The following is a 25,095-nucleotide window of genomic DNA, read 5'->3' on the forward strand; positions in this document are numbered from 1 at the left end:
GGTAGAAGATGAAGCTTGCTGCGATGTGGATAGCGGACATAAAAGTGTGTGCGCAGCGGTCATATCGTGTTGCCACCAGCCGCCAGTCTTTGAGCTTTGCGAACATGTTTTCGATGAGGTGGTGATTTTTATACAGATGCCAGTTGTAAGGCGGCTTTGATTTACGGTTCTTCTTCGGAGGAATACAGGGAATTATATTCCGTTCTGCAAGCGTTAATCTGATCCGGTTGCTGTCATAGCCTCTGTCCCCGATGACTTCTTTTGTCTCGTCGGGGAGATCTGCCAGAAGTAAGTCTGCGCCTTTGAAATCACTGACCTGACCTGCGGTCAGATGCAGCCTGACAGGCCGGTCCTGGCCATGGCACACGGCATGAAGTTTTGAGTTCAGGTCGCCTTTTGTCCGTCCGATATGGCGGGAAAAGCCCCTTTTTGAGCAGAGAGGCCGCTGTCCGGTGTGCTTTGAGGTGTGTGGAGTCAATCATCAAACGCTTCGACCTTCCTGATTGCTCAGCCAGGGTAGTGAAAATCCGGTCAAAGACACCCAGGCGGCTTCAGCGGATAAAGCGATTGTATAAAGTCTTGTGCGGCCCATACGCTTTCTGGGCGTCTTTCCATTGCAGCCAGTTGCGGATCACGTAAACGATCCCGCTCAGAACACGACAGTCATCCACGCGGGGCACTCCGTGTACCAGAGGGAAAAATGGCTCAATCCGTCTTATCTGGCTCTCAGATGGCAAAAACACGTCACTCACAGCCTCACCTCCATCGGTAAGCCTGTGAATTACAACACACAGCTCAATTCAATAAATTAATAGGTCCTGAGCCGTAGCAGTTTATCTGTCCGGTCCCCTTCGCGCATGGTCAGGCCATCTTCGGCCAGTGCTGTACGGAATGCTTCATGTCCCAGAACTGTATCGATGTAGATTTCCCGAATGAGCGCTTCTTGTTTTTTGAGCTTCGTGCTGACGGTATGGCGCAAAGAGTGAAATGTCACATTTTCCGCGATACCAAAACGTTTTTTATATTTTGAGAAAGCCCACGCAAAACTATTTCCTCGTATACCTGTATTCGAAAGAGCAGGTCTACAAATGATGCGAGTGCCTGCGGTGCCCGTTGGTGACCATCTATTTTCGGAGTGAAAATGCACATGGAAACAAGGCACATACTCAATGACGGTAATATCTTAACGTTTAAGGTTGCAGATTTCACCTAATGGCATACCAGTGAACATATCGATAATGATGATACCAGCCCATGTTGGATGAGAGACTGCTGTTCATGCAGGAGGTTTCCGGCCTACTGGGGGAGTGTCTGACTGCTACGAATGTTGACAATCATGGCGGCTAGCCTGTTCGCTCTCTTCGCAGCATATCTTTCTCTTTGACGCTTACTTACGACGGCGTCTATTTGAGACGCCAGTTCGAGGCTTCCAGTTGTCTTTGTATGGCAGCAAGGTAATCGTGGCTTTGCTGAAGAAAGGTAATTTCTTTTTGGATCCGTGCCAGCTTCTTCAGTGAGTGGCACTCTTCTACGAGAGAGTCGTTTTCTAACCCCGGATTATCAGAGTTTGTAACGTTAGAAGCTTTTGCAGAAAGGGGGAAAATTATATTCCCGCGATTAGAAAAAATAGTGATCATAGGCTTTCGTCCTAAACTTATGTCATCCTCTCTCGGCGATAATTGTGCGCTGACATGCGCTTGCGACGTAGACACAAAAAACACGGGAGCGAGTAATGGGCCGTTGCAAGCGGCATTTAACAACCTGGAAGAGTTTCTACGCCGAAACCAACAGTAGGCAAGCCGGACTTCCGTCGTTAAAAGGATTTTTGCATCGGTGAAAGGTGCCTAATTTGGCACCTTTGTCCGTTCAAAGATCAGACGGGCAACCTTGTCCACTTGATACCGAGATCAAGCGGAAGACCTCTGCATTTTGATCAAAACGAACAGCTTGTTGTTTTGATCTATATATTATCTTTTTCCAGGTAACTCGTTCCGGAACTTTCACTCCGTTACTTGCCCTGTAAATTTCTTGTAAGTTACATCCAAGCTGTTTCATCAAACATTTTTTATATAATAAAAACAACACCATGATAGATAGAAATTTGCCTGATTTCTCACGATTCCTCGATTTATTTGAGTTTCTTGTCAGTTGCTGAACGCCAACGATAGGAGAATATGGCAGAAAAGAGCCTTGCTATAAGGTCGTTTAACAGCCCGTCAAAGGCGTTTTAATGGCTGTTTAGAGCTATTTTATACGTATTTATGAAACACGTAAAAGGTATCAGTTTCTGAGAGATACTATGCGTTCCAAACTAAATGGCTAAAAGTCCATTTCTGGTATTTGGTTCAAGACATGAAACATTCAAGTAAAATGAAACTTGACAAGAAAGTTATCTAAGTCAAAAAGACACAAGTCACTGACACATAAAAATTTTTATAGCGCTAAATCCCGTATACTCTCTTACGATTGCCCTAATATGGTATTTGTCGGTAAGTTGCATTCTTCATGATAGGTAACAGCCTAGTTCAGTTCAACTCAATGGATGAACGAGTCCTGAACTGAAACAGTGATATGTCCAAACTGTTTACAGCGGCGATCCGAAGGACGTGTACGCTAGCCTTCGTCAGCCTCTTGATGATCAAAGTAGTAGCCTGTTCGAGTATGCGGATGAAAAAAATTAAACTGTTACTGCTCAGGGTGATATGAGGAAATATGTATTGCCATTTATATGTTCCTTGTTTTGAAAATGTGGAATATCCACATATTCAAAACTCATAATAGCCAAAAAGCTTCCACTACGAAGTATTTTATCAATTATATTAGAGAAAAATTAAGTATTTCTTTTATAAAAATCAAAAAAACAACAAGTATAAGATGATAATTTTTTAAATTCAAACACGTAAACTATCGAAAGCCTGTTCAACGTAAAAATGAACAATTAGTAATTTTTTGTCACTTTTGACAAATTCGTAAACCTGCTAGAGGCGGTGATTATAATAATTAATCGCATTTCGCGCTTTGGTAGGATCCTGATGTGATACCCCGTCCCGTAATATCTTTCCAAATGACCTGCTTGTTGGCATCGACATTCTTCTCTTTAGTAGAGATATTTCCTGCGCAGGCCAACAATGTGACACATGATAAGAATAAAAATATTACGTCTAACGAGGTGGTGAGAAAGGCGGCACAGGACCGTAAAACCTCATCAGTGACGGTGGGTCACAATAATAAAACCATAGTTAATGTTGCATCTCGGGCAGACGAAAACATTCTGGTTAAGGCCCACAGATGGGACCGTGGTAGTTATACAGCACCGGAAACCAGCGCATCCACCGGTCTGCCGTTAAGTCTACGGGAAACACCCCAGACCGTTACCGTTCTAACCCGGCAGGTGATGGACGACCAGCAGATCAATACTCTTGATGATGTTCTGAACACCACCCCTGGTGTAACGTCTTATGCCAATGATAATGCAGGGCGCACAACGTATCGTGCGCGTGGCTTTGATATTACCAACTACAAGATTGATGGTATGCAGATTGATGCCTCAACCAGTTTTGGTGGGGTGGGGTCATCCATGAACATGGATCTGTACGACAACGTGCAAATTGTCCGGGGCGCGAATGGTCTGCTAGGCGGAACGGGGGATCCTTCAGCAACAATTTATATGCAGCGCAAGGCACCACAGCGCGAATTTTCAGCGAATGGCCTGCTAAGGCTTGGGGGCTGGAACGAGCACCGTGTTATGGCTGACCTGAATGCACCACTTAATCATTCCGGTACAATTCGCAGCCGGTATATTTTCTCATGGGATGATACGGATACTTTTCGTGTACATGAACACGTTAACCGTATTGGTGCGCTTGCGAACTTTACGGCAGATCTCTCTGAGCGTGATACGTTAAATTTTGGTTTCCAGTATGAGAGAACCCAAAATGATGGCGCATCGTGGGGAACGAACGTTCCGATCTGGTATGCCGATGGAACAAAGGCAAATCTGCCTAGGCGAACAAACCCTGTAGCCGACTGGAGCCAGGCAACCCGCGATCAGTATACAGCGTTTATTAACTATGATCATAACTTTTCAGGTGGCTGGCATCTGAAAGCTGGCTATATGCGCACCCAGGGAAGTTCTTATAATAACCTGGGGGTTGCAAAAATTAATAATGCATCCAGGGGTAAGTATGGCGGCTTCTGGAATCAGGATGGTACAGGCGGTTATCTGAATGCGCTTCATGCTGAGTATCAAGACGGGCGCGATAATGCAGACGTTCATGTGTCTGGCCCTGTTCATTTTCTGGGGAATGAGCATCAGCTTGTTTTCGGTTTTAACGGCTATAATGACGAAACCACGCAATATACCTTTAGCAAGGCTTTAGGGAACTGTTCTATTGCGGGTGTTACACCGTACTCAGGATGCCAATATCGTGCTATAGGACTGCCTATCGAAAATTGGCAAACGTGGGACGGCTCATACCCTAATTTTGTGACCCATCGCACCCGTGCTCGTGAGGTCGATGTAACACGAAATTACGGGGCATATGCTTCCGGACATTTTGTGTTGGCCAAAGGGTTATCTCTTATTCTTGGTGGTCGTATGAGCAGTTATCAGGCTTATACAGGCACTTACAATAAAGCGAACCAATATTCAGGCTCTTCCAGCACAGGTCAGCAGAATGCAGTTCTGACGCCCTATGCTGGTATGGTTTATGATTTTACTAAAACTATGTCTATTTATGGAAGCTATACGAATATCTTTACACCTCAGTCCAACCTCAGAGATGCTAACAATAAACCACTAAACCCAGTTCTGGGGAAAAGTTATGAAACCGGTTTAAAAGGAGCGTTCTTCAAACAGCGTCTGAATACATCCCTAGCTTTTTATCTAAACCGTCAAAGTAATGTAGCACAGGCAACCGGGTCTACAAATGCCAACACGGGTGAAGCAATTTATGAGTCAATTAACGGCGTAAAGACAGAAGGGATCGATTTTGACGCTTCAGGTGAACTGCTACCAGGCTGGAATGTCTTTTTCGGATATAGTTATCTTTACGAAAAAGGTCTGAACTATCGTCAGGATCCGCATCATCTGGTGCGTTTGACAACAAGTTATACATTCCCTGGCAAATTACACCATCTTACGATTGGTGGCGGTATATCCAGTCAGTCCAATACAGAATGGTCTACCAATCCGGGACGCCCCCTTGGTAATGGTCGGTATGATGCCTCAAACCTTCGCGTCAGAGGGTATACGTTGATCAATCTCATGGCACGTTACAGAGTTGCAAACTGGCTTGATGTTGCGGGCAATATCACTAATCTTACTGACCGTAGCTATGTGCGGCAGGCTGGATTTTATGATGGTATGATCTACGGTGAACCCCGTACGTTTAGTTTTACCTTGCGTGGTCATTATTGAATTTTTGATACAAGTTGAGCCAAGAGAAAAATTAACGTTATTGGCAGCAGGAAAGGAAATCTTTCCTGCAATTCTGTGCTAATGAAATATTCAGGAATAGTGCGGATTGGGATATCTATCCTATATTTACTATTGTAAGTATATATTGGATTGCGCTTTGTAAAAGGTATTAGGAGTCACAAAAAATTATCTTCTTTTATCGAATTCGTTATTATCAATATCACTTAGGCGAGCGTTTAGGCGCTGTATAAGAGCAATCAAGGCTTTCTCTTCTTCTTCGGTGAGAATATTGAAGAGATCAGCGGCAAAACTATCACGAATGGGCGCGAACTCGGCGAGGATGGTTTTTCCGACGGGCGTGAGAGAGACGCGCTTGACCCTGCGGTCTTCAGGGTCTGGCGTACGGTGTGCCAACCCATCTTTTTCCAACGCATCTATGGCTTCTGTGACTGTGCGGGGAGCAAGGCTGAAAGCCCCGATCATGTCGGCGGACCGGGTCCATCCTCGGGTTTCAATGAACATCATGAGACGGATTTTTGTAAACGAGACTCCGCGTGTTTCACAGAGTTTCTCCATGATACGCTGGGAATTCGTATAAAATCCACGCAATGCATCCTGAAGGGCGGCATGTGTTGTTTTTTTCATATAATGTCACTACCATATCATATTATGTTGATTCAATCGATGCGCATAACATAGTTCATATCCTGCGGACTCAAAAAACCGGAAGCTTTCAATGGTAGATGACCAACAGAGTAGCGATGAATCCGTAGTGGTTGACAAGCAGGCCTCAACGCCTGCTGCAGGCGATGGGAAGAAATTGTCTTCCAAAGCTAAAACTCTACTGCTGATTGTTGGTGCAAGCGTCATAATAGCTATGATCGCATGGTTACTCTGGCATCAGTTCCACGGGAAATATCTGGAGAGTACGAATAATGCCTACATAGAGGCTGATATTGTCACAGCCTCGCCCAGAATTTCAGGGTATGTCGATCAGGTCTATGTGCATGACAACGAAGATGTAAAAGCCGGCCAGCCGCTTGTCCATATAGATGTGCAGGCCTATCAGGCAAAAGCCCGTCAGGCGCAGGCCCGTATTGAGGTTGCCAGAACGCAGGCTGCCAGTGCGCGGGCTTCCATTGATGAGCAGGAGGCAGCCATTGAACAATCTCATGCACAGTTTATGGCGGCTGAAAGTGATGCCCGAGCCGCCCGTGAAGAGGTCACGCGTTATCAACCGCTAGCCAAAACAGGCGCGGAAACTCAGGAAAAACTGACATCTCTTCGGACAAAAGCGGCAAAATATGAAGCCGATGCAAAAGCCGCGCGTGCCACCTGGGTTCAGAGTCAGCGCCACATAGCGACCTTGCAAACACAGGTGGAGCAGGCACTGGCGCAGGAGCACGGGGCGCAGGCGGAACTGGATGCTGAAAGTGTGAGCGTTCATGCTGCAATTGTTCGCGCGGGTATTGCGGGCAGAGTAGGGGACAGGAGTGTCTGTCTGGGTCAGTATGTTCAGCCTGGAACACGCCTGCTTTCCATTGTGCCCTTGGACAGACTCTACATCACCGCCAATTTCAAGGAAACGCAGGTTCGCCGTATGCAGGTTGGACAACCGGTGTCGGTCAGTCTGGATGCACGCCCGGATATCATGTTACATGGACGGGTGGAGAGCCTGTCACCCGCAACTGGTTCGCTGTTTTCTCTGCTTCCTCCACAAAATGCGACAGGAAATTTTACAAAGGTTGTGCAGCGTGTCCCGGTGAGGATCGGGTTTTCGGTTCCACCAGAACTACAGGGACAACTGGTCGCCGGATTATCGGTTGAGGTGGAAGTAGATACGAAAAAAACTGTCGCACATCCGCAGGAGGGTGTAACGACCCCAACCGGAGTCGGGACACTATGACCCTCTCAAGACCCACACAAGTTGTCGCCCGTGACCGGGCCAGCCTGTCGGACTGGCTGGCTGTTGTCGCGGGCACGTTGGGGGCGTTGATGGCAACGCTGGATATTTCCATTGTGAACTCCGCATTGCCAGTGGTTCAGGGTGAAATCGGCGCCAGTGGCACCGAGGGCACTTGGATTGGTACAGCCTATCTGGTGGCAGAAATTATTATTATCCCGCTGTCCGCATGGCTTACGCGGTTGCTGGGACTGCGTACTCTTCTGCTGGGTGTCACCTGTCTTTTTATGGTTTTTTCCATTGTCTGCGGTCTGTCTACCAGTCTGGGCATGATGATAGTGGGACGTTTGGGGCAGGGCATGACCGGGGGTGCCCTTATCCCGACGGCCATGACCATTATCGCAACCCGGCTGCCGCTGGCACAGCAGGCCGTTGGCAATGCCTGTTTTGGCGCAACGGCTCTGATCGGGCCGGTATTGGGCCCGCTTCTCGGGGGCTGGCTGACAGAAACGATGTCCTAGCACTATATCTTTTTTGTCAATTTACCGCTCAGTTTTGTTCTGGTCGTCCTTCTTCTCACCACCATGTCACATGAACAGCATCGGCTTGATCTGATCACACAGGCAGACTGGCTAGGAATTGCCGGGCTGGCGCTCGGCCTTGGTGGTCTGACGATTGTGCTGGAAGAAGGCGAGCGGGAATTATGGTTTGAATCAGTGCTGATCCGCGAACTTGCCTGTGTATCCTTTATAGGGTTTGTTCTGTTGTTTGCCGGACAGATCTATGCGGCCAGACCTGTTATCAGGCTTCGGCTCCTGCTGCGGCGGCAATTTGGAAGCGTCATTATCATGTCGATGGTCGTGTCCATGGTCAGCTATGGCACGGCCTATGCCATTCCGCAATTTCTGGCAGGTGTTGCCAGTTATAACGCGCTTCAGTCCGGGGTTATCGTCATGTTGTCAGGTGTGCCGATCATCCTGATGATGCCGATTACACCGCTGATGATCAGAATACTGGATATCCGGGTCGCTGTGGGAGCCGGTATGCTGTTGCTTGCTGGCAGCGCTTTTCTGGAAACAGATATCAGCCCTCTTTCGGCAGGCAGCGCTTTTGGGTTGTCGCAGATTTTGCGTGGGATTGGCACGACTTTTACCGGACTGTTTCTTAATCAGGCCGCTATCCGTTCTGTCACGCGCGAGCACGCGGCAGATGCGGCAGGGGTGTATAATGCTGCCAGAAATCTTGGCGGGTCATTGGCGCTTGCAGCCATCGCCATTCTGCAGGACCGGCGGGAGTGGTTGCACAGCCGCCGGATTGAGGAAACACTCAGTGCCAACTCACCCTTGGTGCAATCATGGCTGGGGGCACAGGGCGGTTTCCTCACCGAGCCCAATGCGGCTTTGAGCATGCTGGAGAATATCATCCGGATTCAGGCCATGACGATGACGTATGCTGACCTGTTCTGGCTCCTTACCGTTACGATCATGCTTGTGACACCCCTGGTTCTTATTTTGCAGCCGCTGCAAACCGCCGACACTCCCATAAGAGAATAAGTCATGCGCAGTGTGTCCTTTTTCCTGCCCGCAGTGTTTCTCCTCGCAGCCTGTTCCGTCGGTCCGGATTACAAAGGGCCTCCTCTCATGCCGGGCGGGGAAAATCAGTTTTCCCGACTTGATAGCCAGCAGGTAGTCTCTCACCCAACTATGGTCGCGTGGTGGAAAACTCTGGGAGATCCTCAACTCGATGATCTTGTCCGGCGCGCCAGAAACGCCAATCCTGATGTGGCGATTGCCATCGCACGCATCCGGCAGGGGCATGCGGAAACACGTTTGCAGAGTGCTAATTTTTTCCCTGATCTGTCCTCGAATACTTCTTATGCACGTGCGCGTTTTCCCTCGGGGGGAAATGGTGGGCCGGTCAGCAATGTAGAAGCTTATTTTCAGGGGTTTGATGCCAGTTGGGAAATCGATATTTTGGGAGAGAAAAGACGCGCTCTTGAGGCAGCGAAGGCGAACCGGCAAAGTGCGGAAGCCGGACTGGACGATGTGTATGTCACGCTTGCTGCCGAGGTGGCGCGAACCTATACCACGTTACGCGATCAGCAGCAGCGGGTGATACTTTACAGGCAGTCCATCGCCTCTCTGGAGCAGGCGGTTGCTCTCACCCGCCAGCGCTTTCAGCGAGGCACGGCGTCCGCCGCAGATGTCTCGCGTCTTGATGAACAGACGCAACAAACCAAGGCAGAATCTCAGGCGTTGATCGCTGAAAGGGATGCGTCTCTGGATAAAATGGCAATCTTGCTGGGTATCAGGCCTGGTGCACTTGATGCTGAATTAGGGCGGCCGACCCCAATACCGTTGTCTCCTCTTCGGCTTGCCCTGGATGACCCGGCAGCCATGTTGAAACGCCGTCCTGATGTTCGGCAGGCTGAACGTCATCTGGCGGCAGAGACGGCAAAAGTTGGTCAGGCACAGGCGGCGCGGTTTCCCAAAGTGAAATTTTCTGGTCTGATTGGTACAGGCGGCCTGAAATCTTCTGACCTGACCCGATTTGACGATTTTACCGCATTTCTTGCGCCACAGATAAGTTGGGACTTCCTGGATTTCGGGCGTAATGCAGCGCGTGTGCAATCCGCTAAAGGGATGCGGGATGAGGCGCTGGCCCGGTATCAAAAAACTGTTTTAATAGCATTGCAGGAAACTGATGATGCTCTTTCAAGATTTAAGAATGATCGTATTCGCGTTGCAATGCTTGCGCGGTCTCGGAATGATGCGGCTGTTGCTGTTGATCTGACCCGCCAGCGGTACCAGAGGGGCACGGCAACACTGATTGATCTTCTGGACACTGAACGACACGATATCGCGACGAGACAATCACTGTCACAGGCGGTAGCGGCTTTGACAATTGATTATATTGCTATCCACAAAGCCATGGGCGTCGGAGCGTCAGAAGAAAAATGAACTGAGTGTTGGCAGATGAGATACAGTTTGGATTATGATTTTCTTTTTCGGTTTAAATGGAATATTTTCATAACATATCATGAAATTTCAGAATGAAGTTTGGAAAAGTAACCGCAGATCATGTCGGCCATGGCTTCGGAATACAGATTAACATCTTCGGTATCAGCTCTATCGCAGATACTCTCAGCGATCTTTTCAAAAAAAATCGCCAGAATTCCTACAGCTAAGCGGTGTTTTTCGGATGGTGTGTTGGGGAGCATTTCTTCCACGAAGCTGCCGACCATGGCATGACCATCGGCAAGGAGTTGCCGAGCTTCTGCTGTGTCTTCATAGAGTGGCGCGGCCTGACACAAAGCCTTGCGTAAATCAGTTTCCGCTTTTTCTGAGCGCACAAATGTCTGGATCGCTGTGCGTAGCCGGTCCAGAGGCGGTTGTGTCGGGTCTTGCAGAATAGAGCGGAGCACTGTGGATGTTTGCATCCATTCGTCGGATTGCAGACGGAAGAGCAGGGCGTGCTTGTTGGGAAAATACTGGTAAACTGATCCAATACTCACACCGGCTCTTTCTGCTACGCGTGCAGTTGTAAAACGGTGTGCACCTTGTTCTCTTAAAACGTGAGCAGCAGCTGTCAGGATGTCCTCGACCAACTGAGTCGAGCGTGCCTGTTTTGGTCGCCTACGCTTTGAAAGAACGGTATTTTTTTCGTCTGGCATGGTCCTGCTTTCAAACGCGATTAGAAAACATGAATGTTTCATCATATTATTCTGGTCGGGACCAGAAAGCCAATCAGGAAAAGAGAGATGCCGGAACCGATCCTTTATAGCGCACCCTTCGCTGCACTGCTCAACACCCTATACGAACAGGCTGACCGGTCGGCCCAAAGCCTACGAGAGCGGAGTGAAGAACTGTCCAAGCAGGAGTTCGCGCGGCTTATGATGAGTAAGGCGGATTACAAAGAGGTTTATCAGAGCCTTGAAAATGATCCGTTACCCGTTTCGGCGGATGCTGGACGGCTGCTATATATGCTGGTCGTGACATCGTGGGCGCGTGAAATTGTGGAATTTGGCACTTCTTTTGGCGTGTCTACCCTCCATCTTGCCGCAGCGGTGCGTGATATCGGCGGAGGGCGGATTATTTCTGCTGAGTATCTTCCCTCTAAAGCCGCGATAGCGCGGGGCAATCTGGAACAGGTGGGGTTGTCTGACCTTGTCGAAATTCGGGAAGGTGATGCCCTTCAGACCCTTGCCACCGGTTTGCCAGACGAGGTGGATCTGCTGGTTCTGGATGGCGCCAAAGGACTTTATCTTGATATTTTTGGACTTGTGGAAAGCCGGTTACGGCCAGGTGCATTGATTGTCGCGGATAATGCTGAATGGTGTCCTGAGTATCTGGCGCACGTACGGTCTCAGGCCAATGGGTACACGTCCCTTCCGTGTCTGCCTGGTCTTGAACTGAGCATGAAGCTCCCCTGATCCGTTGCAAAATGTAGAATCAACTCCGGGAAATGGAAAACGTATCATGACGTGTAAAGTGCAGGAAAAAACGACGATTGTTATTGTTGGGGCTGGAGTGGCTGGTCTGACAGCCGGCACTCTGCTTAAGCGTTGCGGCATAGATTGTATCGTCCTTGAGCGGCGCACTCAGGAGTATGTTTTGCAGCGTCAGCGGGCCGGCAATATCGAAGCGCGCGCCGTGCGGATGTTCGAAAAATGGGGACTTGCTGAGCGCGTGGTCGGCGGTTGGCCCTATGAAGGGATTGTTACGTTACGGATTGATGGTACGCCGCATCTGCTGCGTGAACAGATGGATGACAAGGCACCGGGCAGATTATGTCCGCAACAGGTGCTCGTCCGCAACCTCATGGCGGCTTACACAGAAGATGGTGGTGACCTGCGTTTTGAAGCATCTGATGTCACGTTGCATGCTCTTGATGACAAAAAACCTGTGGTCCGGTATCGCGATAGCCAGGGGGTCGCACACGAAATTAGCTGTGATTTTATTGCCGGGTGTGACGGTGATCATGGGGTTAGTCGGGCTTCAATTCCGCAGGGTGTTCTGAGTAAGGCTGAACACCGTTATGGCGTGTCCTGGGTGGTGGTTCTGACGGATGTACCGACAGGGCGTTATCCGCTGATGAGCGTGGGTGATCGTGGTTTTGCCGCGCAATTTCCACGTGGGCGGGATGTCAGCCGCTTTTACCTGCAATGTGCTGAGACAGATACGGTAGAAGATTGGTCTGATGCGCGGGTTGCTGCCGAAATTAAAGCGCGCTGTGGTGAAATTGAGATCACCGAGAAAGACATCGTGAACAAAAGCATCATGCCACTGTACAGCGTTGTGTATGCGCCTATGTGCTACGGAAAGCTTTTTCTTTGCGGGGATGCTGCCCATCTTGTTCCCCCAACCAGTGCACGCGGCATGAATCTGGCAATCAGCGATGCAGAAACCTTTGTCTGTGCTGTGCGTGATTTTGTGCAGGACGGAAATGCTGCAGGTCTTGCTGCCTATTCTGATACCTGTCTAGAGCGGGTCTGGAATTATCAGGATTATGCAATCTGGGTAACTGAAATGCTGCACGATGCAGGAGATGCCTCAATCGTTGGCCCCTTCCGCCGCGAAGCAGCACGTAGTAGATTGAACCGCCTCCTTAAGCCTTCCACCACCAATCGACTCTTTAGTGATTTTATGGCGGGTAAGGTCTGATAGTAAAACTTTTGTAGACTGTTAGTCTAACTCACAACTCCGACTAAGGGAAACCTATAACTCTATCTTTAGAAGTGTGGCAGCATATTACTGTTCATGGAACGTGATGAAAAATAGCATCGATCCGGAGAACTTTGGCTGACACACTCCAAAGAGCATATTTACCTTCTAAAATCAGTTCTCAGTCACCTTTTCTTAACGCCTAACTCACCCGTCAGAAACTGTGCACGTCCATGACCAAAAGACCAGTGTGGATCGTCATTCTCCACGACAGATATCATGAGATCTGATCCCTCAATACCGCATTCTGTCTTCAACATATCAGCTAATGTCTTATAAAATTTTGTTGTCGCTTCGGCTCCTCTCGGACGAGTAAAAACCTGAAGCAATATAAATTTTTCGCTTCTCTCAATACCTAAACCTGTATCCTCCATAATCATGTGAGATGGCTTATATTCGGACACTAACTGATAACGGTCACGATAGGGGACCTTAAACACCTCAAACATAGCTTCGTGCGAAACATCGAGTATTTTTCGAATCTCATCTTCATTACGACCCTGGAAAATGTGAAAATGTAGAAGAGGCATGTTGTTTTCCTTTTATTGAGTTACTACTAAACCTAGTATTATATTTTTTAAATCTGGAATTTATTTGCTGCGTCTGTCGCGACGGTATCATCCAGATCATCTGTAGAGCCACTCACACCAACAGCACCAATAACATGCTGATCAACAATAACTGGTGCAGAACCTGGTACAGCAGCAACGCCAGGCAAAGTCATAAGAAATGCCTGATTTTGGCTCACTCGTTCAGCTAGAACTTTTCCGCGAGAACTATAGAGTGCTGCTGTTTTTGCTTTTTTAATAGCAGTATCATCAGTTCCCGTCTGAGCATCGTCCATTCGTATAAACGCCAACAACCTCCCAGATGCATCGACAACTGCTATGCTTACCTTCATGCCATGTTTTCTGGCATCAGATTCAGCTGTATTTAATAAACTTTTTGCCCCGGCGCTGCTAAGCAGGACACGTTTCAGCACTCTATCCTCGTCAGCTTTTGCCGCACTCGCCGCCGTAAAGCAGAAGAGAACCGCCAAAGCGCCTAAAAACTTGTGTTTCATATGATGTTTCACCTGGAACTATATCGAAGACGTTTCACCAAAATGTTTCCGTGCGTGAAGCCGATAGTTATTAACGAAAATGTTTTGCTGTATCTATAACAAGTGCCTGCTCGGCTTCATTTGTGTCACCACTTGTTCCGATACTTCCAACTATTGCATCGCCCTGTTTGAAAACGGCTCCCCCTGCTGCGGGCAAAATACCAGGCACAAACCCGATCGGCAGACTCTGGGTGCGAACGGCCTCAAAAAACTCGATAGTATTTCGACCAAAACGGGCCGCAGATGTAGCCTTTGCAATTGATGCATCAACGCAGCCTGCGTATGCGCCCTGCATTCTAATAAATGCAACCAGATTCCCGTCTGTGTCTTCAATAGCTACACATACTTTGAGATGGCGTTTTTCCGCCAATCCGATCGCATAATTCGCCATATTAAGTGCAGCTTCTGTTGTGATGTTTAGCTGTGGCGCAGTGGACGCAGACTCTGCATATGCGCTTGAAGCGCATATGATGGTCGATGCGAAAGCGATAAGTATCTTTTTCATCGTGACGGGCACCTTATTACTGATATTGTTATTAACTCAGAAGTGACGTTTACACCTCCCCTCCACCAAGATTGCAGAAGTATAAACGCCACGCCTTAATAGTGTGATGCAACCACATCACACCAAGAGAAACTTTAAAGTAATAATTTACACGATACTATTATTTATTTCAAAAATAACATAATTTTTATTTTTATTACTTCTTTTTATGTAATTTTATTAATTCCAGTATATTCTATCGAATGAATTTTGAAATTATACTTGAATCCCATATCCGCATAAGTGCGCTCAACTTTCCGATGTTTCACTCGGCGTGGAAACACAAAAACGTCGTAAGGCTCGAGGCAGTCGATTACGTTCGATAAGCCATTCATCAATTGAGAACCTTCCTGCACCAGCAATAGCAAATGAAGCAAAAAACACAATCATCAGCATCGGATATTCCCATCCACCTACGGGCGCATTGTTCCAGGTGAAACCGTCTTCAAAATGGCGACCATAATGATTGGCTATTAAATAGTAGAGCGCTGCGCCAACGCCAGCCAATCTGGTCAAAAAGCCCATGCCAATACCTATCGCTATAGCAAGCTCACATAAGCCCGCAACAATGACTGCAAGCCCCCCGGAAGAAAGACCAAAACCTACAAAAACCTGAGACATATGAGCAAAAGAATCGCTTCCTGCGAATATTTTTTCTGCGAAATGCCCCACCATATTAAAGCCAAAATAGATACGAACTGTCGCCACCTGCCATTGTAACCGGGCACTTTGTCCTGCATAACGAACATGTATAGAATCGGCAGTTACGCAGTCAATATAGAGAAGGATATACAATATGAACACGACTGTAGAGCTAGCCATACCAAAAAAGGAATCATGAATCGCCGCAACACGCCAGCTAATGACAAAGGGTAGAAGCGATAGCAAAAATCCTACAGAAAAATTCTTAGGCATTACAAAAATTGCAATGAATAAGGAGAGACTATCTAATCCTATTGTAGATAAGCGAGCAAAGTCTGGGATGGTAGGCAGAATGAAAGATGAATAAACCATCGCTCCGGTAGCGACAGCTAAAGCAAGCCATAAAGGCCAGAGTGGTATATAGCGGGGTTTTACTGCCGAAAGCGACGAAACAAGATTATTTCGTGTGTTTATCATTATTTTTCTTCTTTTTATGATTCAGAGAAAAATCACTCAGTTTTGTGATATTTTATTTCCATATAAAATTAAAGATATTTCGGGTTGCATGTCATTTTTTGTTGTTGTCTTTTTGCAACTGAACATCTTATTTACCTCTTTATCCTTGATCTACATCCAGAGATTTTGAGTGGAATTCGCAACACGATTAGTAATAAGTGTAGTCTATTAGAAAGTTAAAAAATAAAAATAGTGAAAGAAACTGTATCTTAATGTGTTTCCAATAGGCATCATTTTCTAAATCCTTCTCCCGACATATCGCACTGTACGGTATAGATGCGAACGGTTTGTGATTAACATACGTCAATATGACGCTCTGGATTTACATCCACCTGATAACTCTTCCTCGACAAAAGATAGGTCTGACGAAATAAGTCGACGTACATCAGCAACGCTTTGCTGTGCAGCCTGCGTAAGAAGTCGGACATCGTTCGACACGGTGACAAGATCACATCCCCATGTGAGCGCTTTGGCCGCGTAGTCTGCCGAACCATTATGCAACCCCATGCGAATACCCGCTGCGTGCGCTACAGTTTTGATATGCTGAATAGCGTGAAGCATCTCCGGCTCTTCGCGATCAAAACCGGTGCGGTACCGTCTTCCTGTGAGCCCAAGCGTAAGATCTGCTGGACCTACATAAACACCGTCAAGACCTGGAGTGCGAACAATCTCTTCTAGATTGCTCATAGCCTGGGCTGTTTCTATCATCGCGAAACACAGCACCTCATCATCAGCAACAGTCGCGTAGTCTGCTCCAATCGCGAAATTGGCCCGCGTAGGACCGAAACTTCTATTGCCGTGTGGAGGATAACGAACGTAAGAGACCAGTCGCTCCGCATCTGCCCGGCTATTCACCATCGGACAAATTACCCCCCACGCACCACCATCAAGTACTTTCATGATAGCGCCGGGCTCAAGCCAAGGAACACGAACCATCGGGGCTACACCAGATGCCCGTATGGCCTGCAACATCACTAGCATACTTTCGTAACCAATGGCACCATGCTGCATGTCTACTGTTATGGAATCATATCCGCAGGATGCCATGATTTCAGCCGAGAAAGGGTTTCCGATGGAAAGCCAGCCGTTGATAACGCCAGCACCCTCTGACCAAATCTTTCTTATTGGATTTTTCGGCATGTTTGTTTCCTTGCCTGTTCCTGTCTTATGCAAGAAGCTCAATAAATAACGGGTTCTGAAACAGGACTACCAAAATCTGTCTGAAGAAAATCGAAATCACATCCTTCATTGGCCTGCCGCATGTGGTGGGCTGCCATCCAGCCATAGCCCCGCTCATAACGAGGCTTGGGGGCAACCCAAGCTGCGCGACGCCGCTCCAACTCCTCGTCTGGAACTTCCATGGATATCGACCGTTTCTCGACATCAATTGATATCAAATCGCCCGTTTTCAAAAGTGCGAGTGGACCACCCACATAACTCTCTGGTGCCACATGCAGCACACATGCACCGTAACTTGTTCCGCTCATTCGGGCATCGGAAAGGCGTAGCATGTCCCTTACACCTTGCTTAACCAGCTTTTTGGGGATGGGAAGCATTCCCCATTCGGGCATGCCAGGTCCCCCTAGCGGGCCCGCATTGCGTAACACAAGAACATGATCAGGCGTGACATCAAGATTTTCGTCCTCAATCGCTTTCTTCATGCTGGGATAATCATCAAAAACTAGAGCTGGCCCACTATGTTTATGGAATTTCGGATCACAGCATGCAGGTTTCATCACGCAACCGTCTGGCGCAAGGTTGCCTCTTAGGACGGTAAGAGCACCTCCGTCTTTCCCCGTAAACATTGGTTTATCGAGAGGGCGGATCACATCATCGTTGTAAACCTCAGCTTTTTCAATGTTTTCACCAACAGTTTTGCCCGTTACCGTCAGACAGGACAGTGTCAAAAAACCTGAAATCCGGTTCATTAACGCGGCTATACCACCTGCGTAATAGAAATCTTCCATTAAATAGGTCTGGCCTGTGGGCCGTACGTTGGCGATAACTGGCACAACACGGCTGGCCCTATCGAAATCATCTAGCCCGATATCAACTGCTGCGCGCCGCGCCATGGCAATCACATGGATAATAGCATTTGTTGAACACCCCATAGCCATAGCAACGGCTATTGCGTTCAAAAAAGCCTCTTTTGTCTGGATTTTTGAGGGTTTGAGATCTTCACGAACCATTTCAACGATGCGTCGACCAGAACTTTTAGCCATTCGAATGTGATTGGAGTCAACGGCTGGAATCGAACTGGCACCGGGTAACGAGAGACCAATTGCTTCAGCAATAGCCGTCATTGTACTCGCTGTGCCCATTGTCATACAGGTCCCAGCACTCCGGGCAATTCCGACTTCAACCCCAGCCCAGTCTTCCGGGGTAATTTTACCCGCTCGCAACTCGTCCCAGTATTTCCATGAGTCTGCACCTGAACCAAGTGTTTTCCCATGCCAGTTTCCCCGCAACATTGGTCCTGCTGGCACGTAGATTGAGGGAATTTCCATGCTGGTGGCGCCTAATATAAGGCCGGGAGTTGTTTTGTCACATCCTCCCATCAGCACTGCACCATCGACCGGATAAGCCCGTAGTAGCTCCTCTGCCTCCATCGCCAGCATGTTGCGATACAGCATGGTGGTGGGCTTCATAAAATTTTCAGAAAGAGAAATTGCTGGCAGTTCAAGCGGGAAACCACCCGCCTCCAAGATGCCTCTCTTCACATCTTCAGAACGCTGCCGGAAATGCATGTGACAGGGGTTAATGTCTGACCATGTGTTAAGGATGGCAATGACAGGTTTACCAGCCCAGTCTTCCTGATCGTACCCCATTTGCATGGCACGTGAACGGTGTCCAAAACTACGTAAATCAGCCGGACCAAACCATCTTTCACTCCGCAGTCTTTGCGTTTGGGGAGCATCGGCAGCCGTATCGGGCTGAGCTCCGGCGTCTTTCGTCATACGTGCGCTCTCCTTGCCTGAACCCTCTTATGGAAAAAAGAGAGGGCCAGTGTTTGTGAGGCCAGTTAGGACGTGACAGAGAAAGAGTGTCCAACTTAGATACTGCATTGATCAAGATAGGATTGATATCAATGCTACAGCTTACCCAGATTCGTTGTTTTGTGGCCGTTGCAGAAGAGCTTCATTTTGGGCGGGCGGCATTACGCCTGAACATGACGCAACCACCTCTTAGCCGGCAGATTCAACTTCTGGAGCATACGCTTGGTCTCGCACTGCTCGAACGTACCAGCCGCCACGTCCGCCTTACTCAAGCCGGAATAGTCTTCCTGCCGGAAGCCAGACGCCTTCTCAGGGGAGCTGAAGATGCTGTCTTAGCCGCACGACGCGCGGGTCGTGGCGCGCTGGGGCAAATTGCCATCGGGTTCACGCCCTCCAGCAGCTATGACTTCCTGCCACGGCTAATTTCCGCCCTTCAAGCTAAGTATCCAGATATTGAGCTCATTCTTGAGGAAATGATCACGCGGGATCAAATTGCCGCACTCACATCAAATCGACTTGATCTGGCGTTTGTCCGACCGCCTTTTGCTGCAACAGGCGTCACATTTCAGCCCGTTCGGTTTGAACGTATTGTAGCAGCTTTGCCATGCCATCATCCTCTTGCACACCAAGACGTCCTTACCGCCATGGATCTGGAAGGGCAGGATCTCATTATGTATTCCGTGCTAGGAGGGGGTTATTTTCACGACCTTGTGCAACGCCTTCTTGTCAGCGCAAACATTCAACCACGACTGATTCATCACCTCACACAAATCCATGCCCTTCTCTCGCTTGTCAGAAGTGGTGTGGGCGTGGCCCTCATTCCCGAATCTGCATCACGGCTCGATATCGGAAATGTTATCTGCCGTCCCCTAGCCTTTGGCGATGACATTCTGGCCGAGCTTTATATGGCGCATCGATCACAGGACAACAGCCCTCTGCTTGGCAGTGTGCTGGCGGTTGTCAGCCAGATTACGAAAGAGACCGCACTCGCTCCCGCATCCCTATTGTAACAGCACCAACAGCGGCTTCTCCCTATTTCCCGACACCAATACTCATTCTGCATTGATCCATGCGAAGTTTAATTTTGACGTAAGAAGAAGCATGGTTGCCTGTTATCTGAAAGATCGCGTGAAGTCCCAGCACAACACGCACAAAGGAGAAAACAGGGTGACCAGAACAAGAGAGCCAACAGGTTCCACCGTCACACATGGCACAGGAACGTCCGACACAGTACGGGTTGGGCAGCGCAGTGCCGTACGCTACAGTGTTCTTGCGTTTCTATTTACGATCACCGCCATCAACTACGGAGATCGCGCCACACTGGGCATAGCAGGCACCAGCATCTCTCAGGATCTTGGCCTCACTCCCATTTCCATGGGCTATATCTTTTCTGCCTTTGGATGGGCTTACGTGCTTAATCAGGTTCCTGGCGGCTGGTTACTGGACCGTTTCGGATCAATTCGTGTCTATGGTGTCAGCCTCTTTGCCTGGTCTGCCTGTACTCTCGCCATTGCGGGCATTTCCCATGTGCCCCATGCGTTTGTTTTCCCTACGCTGTTCTTGCTTTGGGCCGCTCTTGGGCTTGTAGAAGCTCCAACGTTCCCCGCCAACAGCCGTATTGTATCAAGCTGGTTTCCCACATCAGAACGTGGCTTGGCCACGTCTATTTTCAATTCTGCACAGTATGTGGCAGTCGCCTTTTTTGCACCGTTAATGGGCTGGATTACGCAGACATATGGCTGGAAATACATTTTCAGCCTGATGGGCGCGCTGGGTATGGTGCTGGCTATTGTATGGTTGACCAAAATGCAACCGCCTGCTCGGCATCCTGGTGTTAACGCGGCGGAACTTGCCTATCTGCGTGAAGGCGGGGCATTGGTCGATATTGATGACCGTGCCTTGCAGGTAAAACAGCCACTCACCAGAAAACAGCTTCGGTTTATGCTGAGCAATAGAACGCTGCTAGGTGTGTATGGTGGCCAGTACTGCATTACAGCGCTGCTATATTTCTTCCTGACATGGTTTCCACTTTATTTGCACCAGTCACGTGGGTTTTCACTGACGGCAACAGGGTTCGCCGCCAGCATTCCGGCCTTATGCGGCCTTGTTGGCGCAATCTTTGGCGGGGCTCTCTCGGACAAGCTGCTGCGCGCAGGGCGGTCTGAAAATGTGGCCCGCAAGACACCCTATGTGCTGGGGATGGCGGCGGCATCCTCCATTTGTCTTTGCAACTTCATACAATCAGGGTGGCTGATTGTTGCCGTGATGTCCTTTGCCTTCTTCGGAAAGGGCGTTGCGGCTATTGGTTGGGCTGTTATTTCCGATATCGCACCGAAAGAAACACCAGGCCTTGCTGCTGGCATCTTCAACGGGATCGGGAATATTGCTGGCATCGTCACGCCCATAGTGATTGGCTATATTGTTGCACTCACAAAATCTTATGATGGAGCAATTATTTTCGTAGCTGCACACTGCGTTGTGGCAATTGCACTCTATCTCTTTGTCGTGGGGAAAATACGACGACTCTCTCTTCCCACATAACAGAATAACACTGTCTTACTAAAACCTTCTGAAATAATAAAAACAAAGAGACTAAGATGTTCACTGCTCATCCACTGTTGAATTATGATCTCTCCCGGCGTTCGGCGCTCAAGCGTCTTGCGGGCGGTGTGGCAGTAGGGGCCTTTAGTGCAACAGGCATTTCACGTGCACTGGGCGCTGACCAGCCCCCCCATCTTCCAGCAACCGTTGTCGCATCTTCTCCGCGTTTCCTGTGTAACGCTATTGCCGCAACACGAAATGGCACCCTCTTTCTCGGCTCACCCCGCTGGGAAACCATGGATAATACGCCAGGCATTTTCCGTGTATCTTCTGATGGCGCGCTGCACCCTTTCCCCGGTGGCACATGGAACCAGTGGACACCTAGCATAGACCCCTCTACGGCGTTTCTGATGGTCAACGGTCTGCATATTTTCAGTGATGATACGTTGTGGGTTGTCGATCAGGGCATAGACCCCGCCACAAACACCGCAGTCCCCGGCGGTCAGAAGCTAGTTCAGTTTGATCCGCAAAGTGGCAAAGTGATGCAGACTCTACAGTGGGGAGAAGATATCCTTCCTCCCGGAGCCACTATGAACGACCTGCGCATTGCAGGGGATCTAATGTTAGTGACAGATTCCGGACTTGGCGGAATTATAATCCATAATATGCGCAGCGGACACACAGTCCGGCGGCTCTCCGAGCATCCTCTGTTGCGGGCAACTTACGCCAAACCAATGATAGGGCGTGATGGACATATATTCCGAGATAAAAATGGAAAAAGACCTCTTGTACACTCGGATATGCTGGAAATTACGACTGACAGAAAATGGCTCTATTTTTCCACCCCCATCGGCCCGCTACGGCGTGTGCCCACTAAAGTTCTGCTAGACGACACCCTGACGGACGCACAACGCGCAGAAAAAATTGAAACGGTAACAGATATGCCCACCATGATGGGAACTGCTATCGATACGCTGGACAATTTCTATTTTGCCGATGCAGAACGCGGCCGTATTATGGTGCTCACACCAGACAAAAAGAAGCTCGTTCTGTTTGAAGACCCACGTCTCGTGGACGGTGACGCGCTGTTTATTACGGCCGATCGTCAGATGTTGGTGCCGATTCCGCAGACAGAACGCCTACCTACTAACAACGCGGGCGTAAACGCCTTAAAGCCTCCCTTCATAAGCCTATCTTTCCCACTACCGGAAACTCTACATGGCCACCGTTTAGGCAATGCGAGCACAAGTCTTTAAAACCCAACATGTTAACAACACTACGTTAAATAATCTGTTATTTTTTATAGAAATAAAAATATACAGATCATAAGTAAACAGGTGACAAAAATGGACCTCTTAGTAGTTAGCTACATACCTAGCCGTAGCCTGACGGACATGCATCTTTACGCGCCACAACTATAAATAGAACTATAGAAACTCACTGAGTATCAAAGGGCTTAGAATAATGTCCTGCAACACCAATCCCACACAAAAAAGTTCCACGTTCCTGTCTAAAACCTATACTGAAATTTTGGACCGCCGAACCTTTCTCAGGTCAGCGCTTATTGCTGGAGTGACTGTATCTGTTATACGCGGAACGGGTTCTCTTGCCAGAGCGGATGATATACTTTTACAGGCCGGCCCTAAACTGCCTCCCGTAGCTTTTGGCCGTGTCTCTGCCATCCTGACAGATAAAAACAATCTGAATTCAACAATAGCTCAACGGGCCTATACCGCATTGGTTGCCACAGATAGCCATTTTCCGGAGAAATTGGCTGCCCTGAATCATGCTCTTGAGTCTTCAAATATTAAGAACTCAGAAGACTTTATGAAAAGTGAATCCTATAGGGATCAGGCTTTGCTCGACACGGCAAAAGCAATAACCAAAGCATGGTATCTTGGTCATTCTGGTATACCAGACTCACATGATATACACGATAATGCCCATTACATCGCCTTTTCACAGGCCTTGATGTACCAGCCAACCCTTGATGCAACAATCGTGCCTAGTTACGCACGCGCAGGCTTGAACTACTGGGTTAATCCACCCTTGACTATTGCGACCGATTAAAAAACGCCTGAACTAAGAGGCGATAGTGCCATAATAATAAATAAACAGGATAAAAAATGGCTGAAACATATGATGCTGATGTGGTCGTTATCGGATCTGGTGCAATCGGTGCCAATGCTGCTTATGAGCTAGCACGACTTGGAAAATCCGTCATTATTCTGGAAGCAGGAAGCCATATTCCACGCTGGAAAATTCTAGAAAATTTTCGAAATTCACCACGGAAAAATAACTTTAACGATCCATTTCCCAATGCCCGTTGGGCCGGGACCTCCATGGATCATTCGTATCTGGAGAATACCGGCTCGTTCGATTACCGGCCCGGAATGGTCAAGGTTGTCGGTGGAACAACATGGCACTGGGTTTCTGCATGTTGGCGTTTTCTTCCAAATGATATGAAAATGGCTTCAGTTTACGGAAGAGGACGAGACTGGCCTATCTCATACGATGATTTGGAACCATGGTATTGCCGTGCCGAGGAAGCACTTGGTGTGGTGGGAGATAATGAGAGCGATCAAAGCGGCGCTGGAGGGGACAAACCTTTCCCGCCGAGATCGAAGCCCTATCCTCTTCAGCCTGAAGGAACCATGTATTTTACGCAGCGCACACGCAAACGGTTAGAAGCAGCAGGTTTTAATTTTGTTCACGAACCTAATGCGCGCGTTACTGCGCCTTATGATGGCAGACCACAGTGTTGCGGCAATAATAACTGTATGCCTGTATGCCCAATTGGCGCCATGTATAGTGGTATTTTCCATGTTGATCATGCTGTTAACGCCGGAGCCAAACTTCTGACGGAATCCACTGCATATAAACTGGAAAAAGGCGAAGGTAACAAAATTGTAGCAGTACACTACCGTAAACCCGATGGGTCCGACCATCGTATTACAGCCCGTTATTTTATTGTGGCTGCTCATGCCTTTGAAACACCCAAACTACTGCTGATGTCAGATGTCGCCAATTCGTCTGACCAAGTAGGTCGTAACCTTATGGACCATACGGGTATGGGCATGTTTTACTTGGCTGACGAACCCCTATGGCCTGGGCGCGGTGCACAGCAGCAGGGGGGATTTGCCAATTTTCGGGATGGCCCCCATAGAATGCACCATTCGGCATTCCGTCACCAATCGTCTACATGGGTGCCAAACTATTCCGTGGCAGAAAACCTTATTTCTCAAGGCATATTTGGTAAAGAACTTGATAGACGTATCCGTCATGATGCGGCGCGATGGGTCGAAGTCGTAACTTATCTTGAAGAATTACCCAATCCTGCCAATACGGTTCGTCCCCATACGACACGCCGTGACGGGCTTGGCCTGCCAACACTTACCGTCAATTATAACGTAAGTAATTATATTCACGATGCCGCCCCTCATGTTCTGTCTGATTACGACAAAATGGTCCAGACTATGGGCGGAACCTATATTCGTCGCGACAACGGCCTTCAGAACCGTGACCATGTCATGGGGTCGGTCATTATGGGTGAAAATTCTAAAGATTCTGTCGTCAACAGCGATTGCAGAACCTTTGATCATCACAATCTCTTTCTTGCGACAACAGGTGTAATTCCGGCAGCGGCAACGGTGAACCCAACATTAACTGGGGTCAGTGACGTGCCCCCCGAAAATGTAACCATTTAAAA

Annotated in this window: 20 protein-coding genes and 2 pseudogenes; 11 read left to right on the forward strand and 11 right to left on the reverse strand. The window is 48.5% G+C overall.

The window, feature by feature from the left end:
* From Abci_RS12335 to Abci_RS12345, 3 genes and pseudogenes are all read right to left on the reverse strand, one after another.
* A pseudogene (locus Abci_RS12335) lies at positions 1 to 752 on the reverse strand (IS5 family transposase); the annotation flags it as partial.
* Positions 753 to 808: 56 nt separating this feature from the next.
* The gene (locus Abci_RS14315) at positions 809 to 1,162 is read right to left on the reverse strand and encodes a tyrosine-type recombinase/integrase (protein WP_306302104.1); all 354 of its coding nucleotides are present in this window, start codon (positions 1,160 to 1,162) and stop codon (positions 809 to 811) included.
* Positions 1,163 to 1,403: 241 nt separating this feature from the next.
* A complete protein-coding gene (locus Abci_RS12345) occupies positions 1,404 to 1,637 on the reverse strand; it encodes a hypothetical protein (protein ID WP_048839488.1) in 234 nt (77 codons plus the stop codon).
* A gap of 1,439 nt (positions 1,638 to 3,076) precedes the next feature.
* Here Abci_RS12345 and Abci_RS12350 point away from each other — a divergent pair.
* Entirely contained in the window at positions 3,077 to 5,419 is a 2,343-nt protein-coding gene (locus tag Abci_RS12350; RefSeq protein WP_244877678.1) for a TonB-dependent siderophore receptor, read from the forward strand.
* Positions 5,420 to 5,605: 186 nt separating this feature from the next.
* Here the strand turns inward: Abci_RS12350 and Abci_RS12355 are convergent, their stop codons facing one another.
* Positions 5,606 to 6,064: a MarR family winged helix-turn-helix transcriptional regulator gene (locus Abci_RS12355; protein ID WP_048839489.1), complete on the reverse strand. Its 459-nt coding sequence runs from the start codon at positions 6,062 to 6,064 to the stop codon at positions 5,606 to 5,608.
* A gap of 91 nt (positions 6,065 to 6,155) precedes the next feature.
* Between Abci_RS12355 and Abci_RS12360 the strand changes: the two genes are divergently transcribed.
* From Abci_RS12360 to Abci_RS12370, 3 genes and pseudogenes are all read left to right on the forward strand, one after another.
* Positions 6,156 to 7,325: an HlyD family secretion protein gene (locus Abci_RS12360; RefSeq protein ID WP_048839490.1), complete on the forward strand. Its 1,170-nt coding sequence runs from the start codon at positions 6,156 to 6,158 to the stop codon at positions 7,323 to 7,325.
* 89 nt (positions 7,326 to 7,414) lie between these two features.
* Positions 7,415 to 8,875, forward strand: a pseudogene (locus Abci_RS12365) (DHA2 family efflux MFS transporter permease subunit).
* Between the two features lie 3 nt (positions 8,876 to 8,878).
* The gene (locus Abci_RS12370; RefSeq protein WP_048839491.1) at positions 8,879 to 10,282 is read left to right on the forward strand and encodes an efflux transporter outer membrane subunit; all 1,404 of its coding nucleotides are present in this window, start codon (positions 8,879 to 8,881) and stop codon (positions 10,280 to 10,282) included.
* Positions 10,283 to 10,359: 77 nt separating this feature from the next.
* Here Abci_RS12370 and Abci_RS12375 read toward each other — a convergent pair whose 3' ends face one another.
* Complete coding sequence (locus Abci_RS12375) at positions 10,360 to 11,040, reverse strand: TetR/AcrR family transcriptional regulator (protein WP_306302105.1); 681 nt, start codon at positions 11,038 to 11,040, stop codon at positions 10,360 to 10,362.
* Positions 11,041 to 11,082: 42 nt separating this feature from the next.
* Here Abci_RS12375 and Abci_RS12380 point away from each other — a divergent pair, with 42 nt between their 5' ends.
* Together Abci_RS12380 and Abci_RS12385 are read left to right on the forward strand one after the other, a co-directional pair.
* Positions 11,083 to 11,754 (forward strand): O-methyltransferase, encoded by a 672-nt coding sequence (locus Abci_RS12380; RefSeq protein WP_048839493.1) that lies wholly within the window; start codon positions 11,083 to 11,085, stop codon positions 11,752 to 11,754.
* Positions 11,755 to 11,800: 46 nt separating this feature from the next.
* Complete coding sequence (locus Abci_RS12385; protein ID WP_048839494.1) at positions 11,801 to 12,985, forward strand: 4-hydroxybenzoate 3-monooxygenase; 1,185 nt, start codon at positions 11,801 to 11,803, stop codon at positions 12,983 to 12,985.
* Positions 12,986 to 13,170: 185 nt separating this feature from the next.
* On the opposite strand, the gene Abci_RS12390 is transcribed toward Abci_RS12385, so the two are convergent.
* The 6 genes from Abci_RS12390 to araD all read right to left on the reverse strand — a co-directional run bounded on the left by Abci_RS12390 (position 13,171) and on the right by araD (position 18,806).
* Positions 13,171 to 13,575, reverse strand: coding sequence for a tautomerase family protein (locus tag Abci_RS12390; RefSeq protein WP_048839495.1), 405 nt, complete (start codon positions 13,573 to 13,575; stop codon positions 13,171 to 13,173).
* Positions 13,576 to 13,622: 47 nt separating this feature from the next.
* The gene (locus tag Abci_RS12395) at positions 13,623 to 14,108 is read right to left on the reverse strand and encodes a GlcG/HbpS family heme-binding protein (protein WP_048839496.1); all 486 of its coding nucleotides are present in this window, start codon (positions 14,106 to 14,108) and stop codon (positions 13,623 to 13,625) included.
* A gap of 70 nt (positions 14,109 to 14,178) precedes the next feature.
* A complete protein-coding gene (locus Abci_RS12400) occupies positions 14,179 to 14,652 on the reverse strand; it encodes a GlcG/HbpS family heme-binding protein (protein WP_048839497.1) in 474 nt (157 codons plus the stop codon).
* Positions 14,653 to 14,940: 288 nt separating this feature from the next.
* A complete protein-coding gene (locus Abci_RS12405; protein WP_048839498.1) occupies positions 14,941 to 15,810 on the reverse strand; it encodes a DoxX family protein in 870 nt (289 codons plus the stop codon).
* Positions 15,811 to 16,152: 342 nt separating this feature from the next.
* Complete coding sequence (locus tag Abci_RS12410) at positions 16,153 to 16,989, reverse strand: HpcH/HpaI aldolase family protein (protein WP_048839499.1); 837 nt, start codon at positions 16,987 to 16,989, stop codon at positions 16,153 to 16,155.
* A gap of 38 nt (positions 16,990 to 17,027) precedes the next feature.
* Positions 17,028 to 18,806, reverse strand: a complete 1,779-nt coding sequence (gene araD, locus Abci_RS12415) for an L-arabinonate dehydratase (protein WP_048839500.1) — start codon at positions 18,804 to 18,806, stop codon at positions 17,028 to 17,030.
* Between the two features lie 131 nt (positions 18,807 to 18,937).
* Between araD and Abci_RS12420 the strand changes: the two genes are divergently transcribed.
* From Abci_RS12420 to Abci_RS12440, 5 genes are all read left to right on the forward strand, one after another.
* The gene (locus tag Abci_RS12420; protein ID WP_048839501.1) at positions 18,938 to 19,855 is read left to right on the forward strand and encodes a LysR family transcriptional regulator; all 918 of its coding nucleotides are present in this window, start codon (positions 18,938 to 18,940) and stop codon (positions 19,853 to 19,855) included.
* A gap of 157 nt (positions 19,856 to 20,012) precedes the next feature.
* Positions 20,013 to 21,386 (forward strand): MFS transporter, encoded by a 1,374-nt coding sequence (locus tag Abci_RS12425; protein WP_048839506.1) that lies wholly within the window; start codon positions 20,013 to 20,015, stop codon positions 21,384 to 21,386.
* 56 nt (positions 21,387 to 21,442) lie between these two features.
* Positions 21,443 to 22,642 carry an SMP-30/gluconolactonase/LRE family protein gene (locus tag Abci_RS12430; RefSeq protein WP_244877679.1) on the forward strand — a complete coding sequence of 400 codons (1,200 nt, stop codon included), beginning with the start codon at positions 21,443 to 21,445 and terminating at the stop codon, positions 22,640 to 22,642.
* A 208-nt stretch (positions 22,643 to 22,850) separates the two neighbouring features.
* On the forward strand, positions 22,851 to 23,456 hold the full coding sequence (locus Abci_RS12435) for a sugar dehydrogenase complex small subunit (protein ID WP_048839502.1): 606 nt from the start codon (positions 22,851 to 22,853) through the stop codon (positions 23,454 to 23,456).
* Between the two features lie 56 nt (positions 23,457 to 23,512).
* Positions 23,513 to 25,093: a GMC family oxidoreductase gene (locus Abci_RS12440; RefSeq protein WP_048839503.1), complete on the forward strand. Its 1,581-nt coding sequence runs from the start codon at positions 23,513 to 23,515 to the stop codon at positions 25,091 to 25,093.
* The last annotated feature ends 2 nt before the right edge of the window (positions 25,094 to 25,095 follow it).

The organism is Acetobacter cibinongensis (assembly GCF_000963925.1).
Taxonomy (GTDB): Bacteria; Pseudomonadota; Alphaproteobacteria; order Acetobacterales; family Acetobacteraceae; genus Acetobacter; species Acetobacter cibinongensis.